Annotated in this window: 13 protein-coding genes; 5 read left to right on the plus strand and 8 right to left on the minus strand. The window is 73.4% G+C overall.

What is annotated here, in order from left to right:
• Positions 1 to 6 precede the first annotated feature (6 nt).
• Positions 7 to 1,005: a Gfo/Idh/MocA family protein gene (locus FHX44_RS18295; RefSeq protein ID WP_212612536.1), complete on the plus strand. Its 999-nt coding sequence runs from the start codon at positions 7 to 9 to the stop codon at positions 1,003 to 1,005.
• Positions 1,006 to 1,008: 3 nt separating this feature from the next.
• Here the strand turns inward: FHX44_RS18295 and FHX44_RS18300 are convergent, their stop codons facing one another.
• From FHX44_RS18300 to FHX44_RS18310, 3 genes are all read right to left on the minus strand, one after another.
• Positions 1,009 to 1,248 carry a hypothetical protein gene (locus tag FHX44_RS18300; RefSeq protein ID WP_147256902.1) on the minus strand — a complete coding sequence of 80 codons (240 nt, stop codon included), beginning with the start codon at positions 1,246 to 1,248 and terminating at the stop codon, positions 1,009 to 1,011.
• The gene (locus tag FHX44_RS18305) at positions 1,248 to 1,502 is read right to left on the minus strand and encodes a hypothetical protein (protein WP_147256903.1); all 255 of its coding nucleotides are present in this window, start codon (positions 1,500 to 1,502) and stop codon (positions 1,248 to 1,250) included. Before FHX44_RS18305 ends, FHX44_RS18300 begins: the two co-directional genes overlap by 1 nt.
• A 266-nt stretch (positions 1,503 to 1,768) precedes the next feature.
• Positions 1,769 to 2,080 (minus strand): hypothetical protein, encoded by a 312-nt coding sequence (locus tag FHX44_RS18310; protein ID WP_147256904.1) that lies wholly within the window; start codon positions 2,078 to 2,080, stop codon positions 1,769 to 1,771.
• A gap of 167 nt (positions 2,081 to 2,247) precedes the next feature.
• Here FHX44_RS18310 and FHX44_RS18315 point away from each other — a divergent pair, with 167 nt between their 5' ends.
• A complete protein-coding gene (locus FHX44_RS18315; RefSeq protein WP_246170462.1) occupies positions 2,248 to 2,598 on the plus strand; it encodes a response regulator in 351 nt (116 codons plus the stop codon).
• A gap of 18 nt (positions 2,599 to 2,616) precedes the next feature.
• Here FHX44_RS18315 and FHX44_RS18320 read toward each other — a convergent pair whose 3' ends face one another.
• Together FHX44_RS18320 and FHX44_RS18325 are read right to left on the minus strand one after the other, a co-directional pair.
• On the minus strand, positions 2,617 to 3,306 hold the full coding sequence (locus FHX44_RS18320; protein ID WP_342792707.1) for a response regulator: 690 nt from the start codon (positions 3,304 to 3,306) through the stop codon (positions 2,617 to 2,619).
• A 48-nt stretch (positions 3,307 to 3,354) separates the two neighbouring features.
• Positions 3,355 to 4,611 carry an MFS transporter gene (locus tag FHX44_RS18325; protein ID WP_147256906.1) on the minus strand — a complete coding sequence of 419 codons (1,257 nt, stop codon included), beginning with the start codon at positions 4,609 to 4,611 and terminating at the stop codon, positions 3,355 to 3,357.
• Between the two features lie 94 nt (positions 4,612 to 4,705).
• On the opposite strand from FHX44_RS18325, the gene FHX44_RS18330 reads away from it, so the two are divergent.
• Complete coding sequence (locus tag FHX44_RS18330) at positions 4,706 to 5,203, plus strand: pyridoxamine 5'-phosphate oxidase family protein (RefSeq protein ID WP_147256907.1); 498 nt, start codon at positions 4,706 to 4,708, stop codon at positions 5,201 to 5,203.
• Here the strand turns inward: FHX44_RS18330 and FHX44_RS18335 are convergent.
• Positions 5,171 to 6,211: a LacI family DNA-binding transcriptional regulator gene (locus tag FHX44_RS18335; RefSeq protein ID WP_147256908.1), complete on the minus strand. Its 1,041-nt coding sequence runs from the start codon at positions 6,209 to 6,211 to the stop codon at positions 5,171 to 5,173. The two genes, FHX44_RS18330 and FHX44_RS18335, sit on opposite strands and share 33 nt — an antisense overlap.
• A 99-nt stretch (positions 6,212 to 6,310) precedes the next feature.
• Between FHX44_RS18335 and FHX44_RS18340 the strand changes: the two genes are divergently transcribed.
• The gene (locus FHX44_RS18340; RefSeq protein ID WP_147256909.1) at positions 6,311 to 8,611 is read left to right on the plus strand and encodes a beta-xylosidase/alpha-l-arabinosidase; all 2,301 of its coding nucleotides are present in this window, start codon (positions 6,311 to 6,313) and stop codon (positions 8,609 to 8,611) included.
• 68 nt (positions 8,612 to 8,679) lie between these two features.
• Here FHX44_RS18340 and FHX44_RS18345 read toward each other — a convergent pair whose 3' ends face one another.
• Entirely contained in the window at positions 8,680 to 10,632 is a 1,953-nt protein-coding gene (locus tag FHX44_RS18345) for a TPM domain-containing protein (protein ID WP_147256910.1), read from the minus strand.
• 96 nt (positions 10,633 to 10,728) lie between these two features.
• Here FHX44_RS18345 and yczE point away from each other — a divergent pair, with 96 nt between their 5' ends.
• Positions 10,729 to 11,361 carry a membrane protein YczE gene (yczE, locus tag FHX44_RS42205; RefSeq protein ID WP_170309306.1) on the plus strand — a complete coding sequence of 211 codons (633 nt, stop codon included), beginning with the start codon at positions 10,729 to 10,731 and terminating at the stop codon, positions 11,359 to 11,361.
• Here yczE and FHX44_RS18355 read toward each other — a convergent pair.
• Positions 11,358 to 12,554 carry a Bcr/CflA family efflux MFS transporter gene (locus FHX44_RS18355; RefSeq protein WP_246170463.1) on the minus strand — a complete coding sequence of 399 codons (1,197 nt, stop codon included), beginning with the start codon at positions 12,552 to 12,554 and terminating at the stop codon, positions 11,358 to 11,360. The two genes, yczE and FHX44_RS18355, sit on opposite strands and share 4 nt — an antisense overlap.
• Positions 12,555 to 12,590 lie beyond the last annotated feature (36 nt).

The following is a 12,590-nucleotide window of genomic DNA, read 5'->3' on the forward strand; positions in this document are numbered from 1 at the left end:
GTCGTCATGACGAACGTTCGCTGGGGAGTGGTGGGTCCGGGCCGTATCGCGGCCAAGGTCGTGCGCGACTTCGTGCACATGCCCGACGCCGAGGTGGTCGCGGTGGCGTCGCGGTCCGCCGAGCGCGCGCTGGCGTTCGCCGACGCCAACGGGATCGAGCGAGCACACGACTCCTACCGCGCGATCGTGGACGACCCGGATGTGGACGCCCTCTACATCGCCACGCCGCACCCCCAGCACCGCGCCGTGGCGCTCGCGGCGCTCAAGGCGGGCAAGGCCCTGCTGGTCGAGAAGGCATTCACGGTCACCCCGGCTGCCACCCGGGAGATCGCGGCGGCGGCGGCCGACGCCGGCGTGTTCGTGATGGAGGCGATGTGGACCCGCTTCCAGCCCGCGATCGTGCGGCTGCGCGAGCTGCTCGCGGACGGCGCGATCGGCGAGGTCCGCGGCGTGCAGGGCGAGCTCGGGGTGAACGCACCCACCGACCCCCACGACCGGTTCTACAACCCGGCGGTCGGCGGCGGCGCCCTGTTCGACCTCACGGTCTACCCGGTCTCGTTCGCGCAGATGGTGCTCGGGACGCCGGACAGCGTGGCGGCGCACGGCGTCCTCGCGCCGTCCGGCGTGGACATCGAGGAAGCCGTGCTGCTCGGCTGGTCCGACGGGCGCACCGCGTCGCTGTTCACGTCGCTGCGCTGCGCCACGCCGGGGCAGATGCGGGTGTTCGGCACCGACGGCTGGATCGACGTCCTGCCCCGGTTCCACCACCCCGACACGATCGTGCTCCACCGCACCGGCCGCGAACCCGAGGAGATCACGCGCCCGCACACCGGTGGCGGGTACGTGCACGAGCTGCGCGAGGTCACCGACGGCGTGCTCGCCGGGCGGACGGAGAGCGCGGTGATGCCACTGGCCGACACGATCGCCGTGCAGGACGTGCTCGGCGCGGTGGCCGACCAGCTCGGCATGCAGCCCCAGGAGGGTCCGGTCGAGCTGGACGGTTGACGCTCAGGTCAGGCCACGCTCGCGCCAGTCGATCGCCTCGCAGGCGGCGACCACCGGCCACGCGATGACGGCGCCCGCCACCCAGACCGGACCGCCGGCGACCAGTGCGAGAGATCCGTGGGCGCGCAACGCGCGCAGATCCCGCCGTAATGCGGCGGTGACGTTGGGCCCGTCGAACCCGGCGAGCACGATCAGCAGGATCGCGCCGACGACGAGGTAGACCACGAGGAGCGGTGTCACCATCAGCGGGTGGCCTCCATGCGGGCGGCGGCGGCCAGGATGGCGGCCGCCAGCGCGCGTGCGTCGTCCGGATCGTCCAGCGTGCGGCCGGGGATCACGAGGATCGCCCCGCCCAGCAGGTGGATCCCGCCCGGCCACGTCTGCCTGTGGGGGGCCCGCTCGGCCTGCCCGGCAGGCCGGATCGGCTCCGGTAGCTCGACGATCGCGCGCACCGGCTCGTGGGTGCGCTGGTCGCCCGGCCTGCGCAGCGGGGTCACGCGGCTTCCCCTGGCAGCTCCACCGAGCAGGGACCGCAGCAGGCCGCGCCTGCGGGGACCGGGGTGAGGGGTGCCGCGCGGGGGGAGAGCGCGGCACCCCTCGGTCTTCCGATCCAGCCGGTCACCGCGTCCGCCGCCCGGCGCAGCTGGTGGCTGAGGCGGATCGGGAAACGCATCGGGACTCCGGTCGGGATCGGGGTGCTCGGCCTTCGCCCGGCCGCCCTGCACGGTGCGGAACGGTCGGTCGGGCGGGCGGCGCGTGGCCATCACGCGGCGCGGCCGACGTCGGTGTGCCCTGCGGGCGCGGCGGAGAGGCTGGTGAGGATCTGGCGCACGATCGCGCGCCGGTCGTCCTCCTGCCCACACGTCTCCCAGTCGATCAGGGCGGTGATCCGGGCGACGAGATCCTCGTCGCCCGGATCCACCGGCCCTGGACCGGGGAAGCGGACGATGCGGTAGCCCCTGGTGTCCAGCCACGACGCGATGTGGGCGGGAGCCTGTGTGGCCGGGGCCTTGTTCGTGCCGTTGGCAAGGAAGTAGTCGGTCATCGCGCTACTCAGCAGTGCCGCGGTGTTCACGATTTACAGAATGACGGCCGAGGCGGCAGCCGTCGTCAGGGCTCGCGGCCATCTCCGGTACCGGCTGGCAGGAAGCCTCTGCTCGCGGCGACCCTCACCTTCCCGCTACCTTCAATGTGCACGGGTGGCGCCGCTGCAATCCTGATCGCGTGGGGCGGTGCATGATCGTGGACGACAACGAGCGATTCCTCGCGGTCGCCCGGGATCGCCTCGCGCGCGACGGCATGGACGTCGTGGGCATGGCCACGACGCAGAAGGAGGCCCTCCGGCTGGCGGAGGAGCTGCACCCGGACGTCGTACTCGTCGACATCAGCCTCGGCGCCGAGAGCGGCTTCGAGGTCACCCGCCGCCTAGTGGCGGACTTCCCGGACCTCGAGGCTCGCGTCGTCCTCATCTCCACCCGCGACCAGGACGACTTCGCCGATCTGATCGCGGCGAGCCCCGCCGCAGGCTTCCTGCCGAAGAACCTCATCTCCGGACGCGCGGTGTACGACCTCGTGGGCGTCGGCGACCGCTGAGCGTCGCTGACCCGGTGGTCAGCGCTGCTCCAGGAACGTGAGCACCGCGAGCACGCGGCGGTGGTCGTCATCGGTGTCGGGCAGGCCCAGCTTCGTGAGGATGCTGCGCACGTGTTTCTCGACGGTGCCCTCCGTGATCCACAACCGGCGGGCGATCCCGGCGTTGGACCGGCCCTCGGCCATGAGCGTGAGCACGTCGCGCTCCCGCTCGCTGACCACTGCGAGGGGATCGTTGCGCTTGCGCGCGCTGACGAGCTCCTGCACGAGCGCCGGGTCGACGACCGAACCGCCCCTTGCGATCCGCTCGAGCGTTTCGATGAACTCGGCCACGTCGCTGACCCGGCTCTTGAGCAGGTAGCCGATCCCACGGCCGCTGGCCAGCAGCTCCATGGCGTGATCGACCTCGGCGTGGGCGGAGAGGACCAGGATGCCCATGTCCGGCCGGTCCCGGCGGATCTCCTTGGCCGCGTCGAGCCCCTCCGTGGTGTGTGCCGGCGGCATCCTGATGTCGACGATCACCAGGTCGGGCTCGGTGTCTCGCACCAGCTCCAGGAGCCGCGACGCGTCGCCGGCCTGCCCGACCACCTCGAACCCGCTCCGATCGAGCAGGCTGGCCAGTCCTTCCCGGAGCAGGACGTCGTCATCGGCAACGACAACCCGCACCGCGGTCATGCCGCGATTATCGGCGCCCGGGACGACGCTGCCCACACTGAGGCCGGGCTGTGTCCGTTTGCCGATCCTCCACTCGTCCGTCCGCTACACGACGGCCGGTGCCGCGTGCTCCCGCCGCGCGACGAGCGCGGTGAGCGCCGCGGCCACGAGGCAGGCCACCGCCCCCAGCGCGAGGCCGGCCCGCCCGCCGAAGTGCTGGCTGACGTAGCCCGCGATCGGGCCGCCGATGGGCGTCGAGCCGAGGAACGCCACGGCCCACAACGCCATGACGCGCCCCCGCATGTGGGGAGCCGAGGTCAGCTGGAGGGTGCTGTTGCCCGTCGACTGGAAGGCCACGCTCGCGGCGCCCACGAGTCCCATCCCGAGCAGCGCGAAACCCAGGGTGGGAGCGAGCGCGGTGGCGAGCATCGCCAGGCCGAACGCGCATGCCGAGGCGGCGAGCGACCACAGCCCGGTACGGCCCCACGCGGCCATGCACAGGCCGCCGATCACCGCGCCGACGCCCATGGCCGCCGTCAGGAAGCCGTAGGTGCTGGCGTCGCCCGCGAACGTCTCGCTGGCCACGATCGGGAGCACCACCTGGAACTCGAAGGCGAGGCACCCGATCAGCGCCATGGTCAGCAGCGGCACCGCGAGTGCCGGTGTGCGACGGACGTAGTCGAAACCTTCGCGCAGCTGGCCGGGCGCGCGGGGAGCGGGTGTCGTCGGGGTGAGGGCGGGGACGTCGAGCCGCAGCAGGGAGCCGATGACCGCGGCGAAGCTGGCCGCGTTGAGCAGGAAGCAGACGGCCATGCCGCCGGTGGCGATCACGATGCCCGCGAGTGCCGGTCCGACCGCGCGGGCGACGTTCACGAGCACGGAGTTGAGGCTGACCGCGTTGCGCAGGTTGTCCGGGCCCACCAGCTCGAGCACGAACGTCTGGCGCGCGGGGTTCTCGAGGCTGCTGACCGTGCCGAGCACGAACGCGAGCAGGTAGACGTGCCACAGCTGGACGGTGCCCGTGGCGGTCAGGACGCCGAGGACCATCGCCTGCGCGCCCATGAGGACCAGCAGGCCGATCATCAGCCTGCGCTTGTCGAGCCGGTCGACGACCACACCGGCGTACGGGCCGAACAGCAGGATGGGCAGCGTCTGCAGGGCGACCACCAGGCCCACGGCGGTGGCCGACCCGGTGAGCTGCAGGACCAGCCAGGACTGGGCGATCGTCTGCATCCAGGTGCCCGCCATCGAGACGGCCTGGCCTGTGATGAACCGGCGGTAGTTCGGGGTGGAGAGGGATGCGAACGTCTGGCGACGCAGTGCGTCCAGGGGGGCGAGCGCACGCTCGCCGATCACTGCCATGTGACCTCCGTATAGTTGCTTGCCAATAGGCAACTATACGCTCCTCCGGCGGCGTCTGCGGTCGATGGGAGCCTCCGCCGTTCGTCGAAAGTTCATGAACCTTCCCCAGGGCGATCTGCGCCTGCTCGATTCCGCCCCGGCGCGCGACCTGTTGAACTCGTCCATTCCGGCCCGCCTTGCCTTCGTCTGGACCGACGGCACGCCGCGGGTGATCCCGACCTGGTTCGTCTGGACCGGGGAGGAGATCGTGATGTGCACGTTCCTGGCCGGTCCCGGGATCCGTCATCCGGCTCGCCGGGTCGAGGTGCTGCGTGAGAACCCGGACGTCGCGATCACGATCGACACCGACGACGCTGTGCCGCACGCGCTGCTGATCCGGGGCCGCGCGGTCGTGACGGAGGTCGACGGCCTGACCCCGGAGCACCTCGCCGCGGCACGGCGGTACCTCGGGGAGGAGGCGTCCGCGTCGTTCGTCGCGGCGGCGCAGGACCCCGGGACCCGGACCGCACGGATCGGGGTCCGTCCGACCTGGGTCGGCCTGATCGACTTCGAGACCCGGCTACCCGGTCCTCGCGGCGGCGTCCTGGGCTGATCGTGGGGCCGGCCCGGTGCTGCCGCGGACGACCAGGTGGGTCGCCAGCTCCACGCGCGGCGGCGGACCGGGCATCTGGTCGCCCGCGTCGAGCAGGAGCCGGACCGCTTCGGCCGCCATCCGGGCCAGCGGTTGGCGCACCGTGGTGAGCGGGGGGGTCGTCAGCTCGCTGAACGAGATGTCGTCGAAGCCCACGACGCTGATGTCCTCCGGGATGCGCAGTCCTCGTTCCGCCGCCTCCTGGTAGACGCCGAGCGCCTGCATGTCGGAGCACGCGAAGACGGCGGTCGGTGGGTCGGGCAGGTCGAGCACCGTGCGGGCGCCTTCCCGGCCGCCGCTCGTGCAGAAGTCGGTGAACTGCACGAGCCGCTCGTCCGCGGCGATGCCGGCCCGGCCGAGCGCGGCGCGGTAGCCCTCCACACGTTCCTGGCTGCAGACCAGCTGCGGGGGTCCGGAGAGCACGGCGATCCGGCGGTGGCCGAGCGAGACGAGGTGCTCGACCGCCGAGAGGCCGCCAGCCCAGTTCGTGGCGCCGACCGTGGCGAACGACGGGTCGCTGCCGCCGACGGGGTCGAGCAGCACCACCGGCGTGTGCAGGGCCGCGAGCTGCTCGACCGCCTCCGGCGCCGCCTCGCTGACCACCAGCACGAGGCCGTCGGAGCGGCGGGTGGCCAGCCGGTCCAGCCACCGCCGGTCGCCGGCCGGAGCCCTCCCTGTGGTGGTGAGGACGATCTGGCTGCCGACCTTGTGGGCCTCGGCCTCCGCGCCGCGCAACACGTCGACGACCCACGGGGAGTCGAGGCCGGGCACGGCCATGTCGATCAGGCCGACCGGACGTTGCGCTCCGGAGGCGCGCCGCTGGTACCCGCGGTCGGCCATGATCTGCTGCACCCGCCTGCGCGTGGACTCCGAGACATCGGCCCGGCCGTTGAGGACCTTCGACACAGTGGGCACCGACACGCCGGCAGTAGCGGCGATCTCGGCGATCGTCACGCGATGGCTGGGCATGACGTTCCTCCCCATGGCTTGACGCGGAGCGGGGCCGAACCTACCGTCAGCGCGGCAAATCGCAAGTGTCGGAAACTTTCGGACCCGAGGAAGGTGTCCATGAGCACCGAGGCGTCCACCCGTGCGTCGTCCCGGGTCGGCGAGCTCATCGCCGGGATGACCCTCGAGGAGAAGCTCGCCCAGCTGGTCGGGCTCTGGGAGGGCCGCGGGGGGACCGGAGAGGGCGGCGACGTCGCCCCGATGCAGGACGCGATGCAGGCCGACGACACCGGTTTCGAGGCGTTCGCGGCCCACGGCCTCGGCCAGCTCACCCGCCCGTTCGGCACGGCCCCCGTCGACCCGGTCGAAGGGGCGCTGGCCCTGGCCGCCAAGCAGCGCTGGCTCGTCGAGCACACCCGGCTCGGGATCCCCGCACTCGTGCACGAGGAGTGCCTCACCGGGCTCGCCGCGTGGAAGGCGACCACGTTCCCCGCGCCGCTGTCCTGGGGTGCGAGCTTCGACCCCGCGCTCGTCGAGCAGATGGGTGCGGCGATCGGCGCGTCCATGCGCAGCCTCGGCGTGCACCAGGGGCTCGCCCCCGTGCTGGACGTCGTGCGCGACGCGCGTTGGGGCCGCGTGGAGGAGTGCATCTCCGAGGACCCCTACGTCGTCGGCACGATCGCCACGGCCTACGTGCGCGGCGTGCAGTCCACAGGCGTGATCGCCACGCTCAAGCACTTCGTGGGTTACTCGGCCTCGCGGGCGGGCCGCAACCTCGCCCCGGTGCACGCCGGGCCGCGGGAGGTGGCCGACGTCCTGCTGCCGCCGTTCGAGATGGCGGTGCTCGACGGGGGCGTCGACTCGGTCATGAACTCCTACGCGGAGGTCGACGGGCTGCCGGCGGCCGCAGACGCCGACCTGCTCACGGGTGTCCTGCGGGATCGGTGGGGGTTCACCGGCACCGTGGTCGCCGACTACTTCGCCGTCGCGTTCCTGCACACCCTGCACAAGGTCGCCACGGACCTCGGCGACGCCGCCGCGCAGGCGATCGCCGCCGGCATCGACGTGGAGCTGCCGACCGGCAACGCGTACCTGCAACCCCTGACCGACCGGGTGCGGTCCGGGGAGCTGCCGGAGTCCGTCGTCGACCGGGCGCTGGAGCGGGTGCTGCGCCAGAAGGCGCGGCTGGGCCTGCTCGACCGGCAACCCGAGGACTACGCCGACGTGGGCGCCATCGACCTCGACCCGCCCGAGCACCGGGCCCTGGCGGCCCGGCTGGCCGAGGAGTCGGTGGTGCTGCTGTCCAACGACGGCACCCTGCCGCTCGCGGCGCCGTCCCGGGTGGCCGTCGTCGGTCCGAACGCAGATGACACCGCGGCGCTCTTCGGCTGCTACAGCTTCCTCAACCACGTGCTCTCCCTGCACGAGGGCGTCGAGCCGGGCCTGGAGATCGCGAGCGTGCTGGAGGCGCTGCGCGCCGAGCTGCCCGCCGCCGCGATCACCCATGCCAGGGGCGCGGACGTCGACACCGACGACACCAGCGGCTTCGCCGAGGCGGTCGCTGCGGCGCGGGACGCCGAGCTGTGCGTCGCGGTCGTCGGCGACCGTGCCGGCCTCTTCGGCCGGGGTACTTCCGGCGAGGGTTGCGACGCCGACTCGCTCGACCTGCCCGGTGTGCAGCGCCTGCTCGTCGAGGAGCTGCTGGAGACCGGCACCCCGGTGGTGCTGGTGCTCCTCACCGGCCGCCCCTACGCCGTGGACTGGGCCCTCGACCGGTGTGCCGCGGTCGTGCAGGCGTTCTTCCCCGGCCAGGAGGGCGCCGCCACCGTGGCCGGTGTGCTCTCTGGGCGGATCAACCCGTCGGGTCGGCTGCCTGTGAGCATGCCGCGCTCCGTCGGGGCCCAGCCCTACAGCTACCTGCACCCGCCGCTGGGCGGGGCGAGCTCGGTGAGCAACCTCGACACCGCCCCGGTCCGCCCCTTCGGGCACGGGCTGTCCTACACGACGTTCACCCACACCGACCTGCGGATCGCCGCGTCACAGGTGCCCACCGACGGCGCGATCGTCGTGAGCTGCCGGGTGACGAACACCGGCGACCGCGCGGGTGCCGACGTCGTGCAGCTCTACGCCACCGACGTCGTCGCCTCCGTGACCCGCCCGGTGGCGCAGCTGCTCGGCTACGCCCGGGTGCACCTGGAGCCGGGCCAGAGCGCCGACGTCGAGCTCGACGTGCCGACGCACCGGCTGGCCTTCACCGACCGGCGCATGGTGCGGGTGGTCGAGCCGGGCGCCGTGCGCCTGTTCGTCGGGCGCAGCTGCGCCGAGCAGGTGCTCACGGGCGAGGTGGAACTGACGGGCCCGGTGCACGAGATCTCGACGGCGGACCGGCGGGTGGTGGGGGTGCGGGTCACGCCGGCCTGACCCAGGATCACCGGCGAACTCGCGTGGATCGTCGAGCTGATGATCATGCCTCGTCGGCGGGCCGAGAGTCAGAAGCGGCCGCCGCCACCCCGGCGGCCGCGGCTGGACGAACCGCCGAAGCTGCCCGGTGAGAAGCCGCCGCCACCGCGCCGGTGCCCGCGGTAGCTGCTGGTCGCGCCGGAGAGGATGCCGCCGAGGATCAGACCCGCGAGGTCGGCGCCTGCACTCGTGGTCACACCGGGGCGCGACCACTGCGACACGTCCGCCTGGGCCAGTTGCAGCGCCTCCTGGGCGAGCGTGTCGGCCTGCTGCGCCTCCCGCAGTGCGGCCACCGGATCGGGACCTGCGGCTCGATCGAGGTGACGGCGGGCCTCCGCGATCCGCGTGCGGGCCCGCGCGCCGACCGCCCCGCGCCGGGTGGTCACGAAGTCGTCCGCCGCGTCCACGCTCGACCGCGCGGTGAGCACGGCCTGTTCGAGCGCGGCCGCGGCCTTCCGCTCGCGCTCGACGGCCGCACGGGCGTCGGCGATCCCCTGGTCGAGGGCGCTGCCCGCCTCGCCGAGCAACCGCAGCGCCGCGATCGGGTCCGGCCGCGACCCGCCGGCCGCCTCGTCGGCCGCGGCGAGCGCGGCCGCCGCACGCGCGACCACCGGGGCGATCGCGTCGCCGGGCATCGCCCGGGCCTCGGCGAGGTCCAGCTCCACCTCCGCACGGGCGGCCGGCACCTTCTCCGCGGCGGCGGCGAGCTCGGACTCGCGGCGCGCGACGCCGTCGAGCAGGGTCTCGGCCTGCGTGATGGCATCCTCCGCCGCCCGGGCGGCGACGACGGCGGCCGCGGGACCGCTTGCGGTCGGCTCACCGGCTTCCGGCACGCCCCGGGCGGGGCTCTCGCTCTCGGCCAGGCTCTCCTGAGCCTCCACGAGCTCGGCGCCAGCAGCCGCGAGCAGCTCCCGCGACTGGTCGAGGTCGCCCGCCACCGGTTCGAGCGCGGTGGCCGCGTAACGGGTCTGCAGCTCCGCCCATGCCGCGTCGACCTCCGGAAGCCGCGCGCGGACGCCGTCGAGGCGGGTGTGCAGCTCGGCGACGTACTCGGGTGCCCGCGCCTCCAGGCCGCGCAGGGCGTCGAAGGCCGCAACCTGCGCGTCGAGCCGGTCGTCCGCCGACGCCGAGATCCGGACGATCTCGGCGTGCAGGGCGCGCGTCGCGCGCTCGTCCTCGGGCTGGTCGTCGTCGAGCTGCTGGCGCAGCGCGAACGCGCGCAGCATGTCGGCGCGCGACTGCTCCAGCGCGGCCGCGAACTCCGCCACCGCGTCCGCGCCGAAATGGGCCCGCGCCGCGGCAAGCTCCTGCTCCGAGGTGCGCACGGCGTCGTCGACCTCGATCAGTGCCGCGCTCGCCCGGTAGGCGAGGTCGGCGGTCGAGACGTCAGGGAACTCGTCCGGTGGCAGTTCGCGGGCCGGGGTCGCCTCCGCGGAGCGGCGGCGCCTGCGGTGCAGGAGGTAGGCGCCCCCACCGACCAGGACGGCGCCGCCGACCACCGCCAGCCCGAGCCCGAACGTGCCGTCGCTGCCGGAACGCAGCCCGTCGGCCAGCGCGACCGCCGCACCGGCCCACGCCTCCGCGGAGAGCCGCGGTTCGACGTCCTCGGTGCGGATCTGGTCCACCCGGGACTCCTCGACCGGGAAGCCGTCGGCCACCGAGAGGCCGTAGGCGCGGTCCCCGACGGCGACGGCGAGCAGCGCGTCCTCCTCACCGAGCTGCGAGAGCCTCGCGGTCTCGTGGGCCCACTCCTCCCCGCCGGTGCCGTCGAACGAGTCGACGAAGACGACGAAGAGGTCCACGTTGTTCTCGGCCCGGAGCAGCTCGATCGCCTCCTGGACCTCCGCGAGCTCGTTCGGTGCGAGCGCGCCGGCCCGGTCCGTGACGCGGCCGTCGAGGCGCAGCGGCGGTTCGGCCGCTGCGCTGCCGCCGCCCAGCACGAGCACGAGCAGCACCCCGATCAGTACGGACAACCTGCGCACGGTGACCTCCGCGGTCGAGAGGCCGCCATCATCGCGCGCCGGTCCACCAGCGCCGGATTGGCCATCGGCGGTTGCGTGCCGAACACCCACGATGGAATGGTGGCCGTCGTCGATCTCCGCCCGATTCCCGTCTCCCGCAACCCCGGCCGCCGGCTACCGCAGCTCCTCCTCGGGCTCGTGCTGTACGCGGTGAGCATGGCGATGCAGGTCCGCAGCGGGCTGGGGTTGAACCCGTGGGACGTGCTGCACGAGGGCCTCACCAGGCAGACCCCGCTCAGCTTCGGCGTGATCACCGCGATCACGGGGGTCATCGTGCTGCTGCTGTGGATCCCGCTGCGCCAGCGGCCGGGCATCGGCACGGTGGCCAACGTGGTCGTGATCGCCGCCGTCGTCGACGTCGCGCTCGCGGTGCTGCCCGCCCCGGATGCGCTCGTCGCGCGGATCGCGCTGCTCGTCGGCGGCGTCGTGCTGAACGGTGTGGCGACCGCCGCGTACGTCGGGGCACGGCTCGGGCCCGGCCCGCGTGACGGGCTGATGACCGGGCTGTCGGCCCGCACCGGACGGTCCGTCCGCCTGGTGCGCACCTGCATCGAGGTGGCCGTGCTGGGGTGCGGGTGGTTGCTCGGCGGCACGGTCGGCGTCGGCACCGTGCTCTACGCGCTGGCGATCGGCCCGCTCTCCCAGGCGTTCCTGCCGTTCTTCGCGGTGCGCACCACCCGTTCCTCCTAGGCGGCGGCCGGCACCGGCGCAGGCTCGGAGTCGTCGACCAGCCGCCACGGCCGCACGACCAGCACGAGCACCGTCAGCGACAGCACCAGTCCGGCCGCGATCGCCGTGCTCATGGCGACCGCGTCGTTGCCCAGCACACCGACCAGCGGCGAGATCAGCGCGCCGACGCCGAACTGCGTCGCACCGAGCAGGGCGGCTGCCGTGCCCGCGGTCTCGCCGTGCCTCGCGAGCGCGACCGCGGGTGCGTTCGGCAGCCCGAAGCCGACGGAGAGCAGCACCAGCCAGAGCGGGACGAGCACCCCGAACAGGCCACCCACGCCCGAGACGGCGACGGCGACCATCAGCAGGCCCGCCGCCGCGGCCATGGCGATCGCGCCGAGCAGCAGCTGGTGCGGCTCGAAGCGGCGCAGGAGAACGGGGTTGAGCTGGCTGGCCAGGATCAGCCAGATGGCGCCGCTGGAGAACGCGAGCCCGAACTGCTGCTGGTTCAGCCCGAACTGCTCCTGGAACACGAACGACGCGCCCGAGACGTAGCTCATCACGGCCGACATCGCCAGGCCGGCGACGAACATCAGCCCGAGGAAGGTGCGGTCGCGCAACAGGTGGCGGTAGGTGCGCAGTGTGCCGACGACGCCCGAGGTGACGCGGCGCTCCGGGGGCAGCGTCTCGGGCAGTGCGCGGGCCGCGACCGGCAGGAGCAGCAGGCTGTAGAGGGCGAGGACGCCGAACACGCCGCGCCACGAGGTGAAGGCGAGCACCCACGACCCGAGCGTCGGAGCGAGTACCGGTGCCGCACCCATCACCAGGATCAGCCGCGAGAGCAGGGTGGCCGCGGCACGGCCGGTGTAGAGGTCACGGACGATCGCCATCGCGATCACCGAGCCCGCCGCCGCCCCGAGGCCCTGCAGCAGCCGCAGCCCGCCGAGCACGGCCACGTTCGGCGCGACGATGCACAGCACGGAGGCGAGCACGTGGACGGCGACACCCGCGATCAGAGGCCGCTTGCGCCCGTACCGGTCGGCGAGCGGGCCGATCACCAGCTGGCCGAGGCCGAGCCCCAGCAGCGTGCCGGTGAGCGTCAGCTGCACGGCGGCGTCGGTGGTGAGCAGCTCACCGGTGATCGTCGGCAGCGCCGGCAGGTACATGTCGATGGTCAGCGGGCCGAGCGCGATGAACGAGCCGAGCACCAGCACGAGCCGGAGGCGATCCCCCCGGGTGTCCGGAACGGC

The sequence above is a fragment of the Pseudonocardia hierapolitana genome (genome assembly GCF_007994075.1).
In the GTDB taxonomy this organism is placed as follows: domain Bacteria; phylum Actinomycetota; class Actinomycetes; order Mycobacteriales; family Pseudonocardiaceae; genus Pseudonocardia; species Pseudonocardia hierapolitana.

Coding starts and splice junctions, on each gene's coding strand:
- FHX44_RS18295 (WP_212612536.1), top strand. CDS start 7: ATGACGAACGTTCGCTGGGGAGTGGTGGGTCCGGGCCGTATCGCGGCC.
- FHX44_RS18300 (WP_147256902.1), bottom strand. CDS start 1,248: ATGGTGACACCGCTCCTCGTGGTCTACCTCGTCGTCGGCGCGATCCTG.
- FHX44_RS18325 (WP_147256906.1), bottom strand. CDS start 4,611: ATGGCAGTGATCGGCGAGCGTGCGCTCGCCCCCCTGGACGCACTGCGT.
- FHX44_RS18330 (WP_147256907.1), top strand. CDS start 4,706: ATGAACCTTCCCCAGGGCGATCTGCGCCTGCTCGATTCCGCCCCGGCG.
- FHX44_RS18335 (WP_147256908.1), bottom strand. CDS start 6,211: ATGCCCAGCCATCGCGTGACGATCGCCGAGATCGCCGCTACTGCCGGC.
- FHX44_RS18340 (WP_147256909.1), top strand. CDS start 6,311: ATGAGCACCGAGGCGTCCACCCGTGCGTCGTCCCGGGTCGGCGAGCTC.
- yczE (WP_170309306.1), top strand. CDS start 10,729: ATGGTGGCCGTCGTCGATCTCCGCCCGATTCCCGTCTCCCGCAACCCC.